Source organism: Serratia sp. CoH_134_PS_4, assembly GCF_058190535.1.
Genome location: NZ_JBXWKI010000045.1, coordinates 233 through 596 on the forward strand (window position 1 = coordinate 233; position 364 = coordinate 596).

Below are 364 nucleotides of genomic sequence, written 5' to 3' on the forward strand. Positions count from 1 at the left end.
GGTGGGCCGTGCGGGATTCGAACCTGCGACCAATTGATTAAAAGTCAACTGCTCTACCAACTGAGCTAACGGCCCACTGACGTGGTTTACTGCTGAACAACCAATACAGACGCTAAGACTGTATTGCGGAAAAACGATGCGGGGTGGGGGACAATTCGAAAAACTCGATTTGGACCTTCTGTTTCACATCTCTACCAATCTGAAAATGGTGGGCCGTGCGGGATTCGAACCTGCGACCAATTGATTAAAAGTCAACTGCTCTACCAACTGAGCTAACGGCCCACAGCAGTGGTGGGTGATGACGGGCTCGAACCGCCGACCCCCTCCGTGTAAAGGAGATGCTCTACCAACTGAGCTAATCACC

General features: G+C 51.6%; 2 tRNA genes. Both read right to left on the minus strand.

Annotated elements, in window-relative coordinates:
* Positions 1–2: 2 nt before the first annotated feature.
* Positions 3–75, minus strand: a tRNA-Lys gene (locus AC2FCQ_RS24650).
* A gap of 131 nt (positions 76–206) precedes the next feature.
* Positions 207–282: transfer RNA gene (locus AC2FCQ_RS24655), tRNA-Lys, on the minus strand.
* Between the last annotated feature and the right edge of the window lie 82 nt (positions 283–364).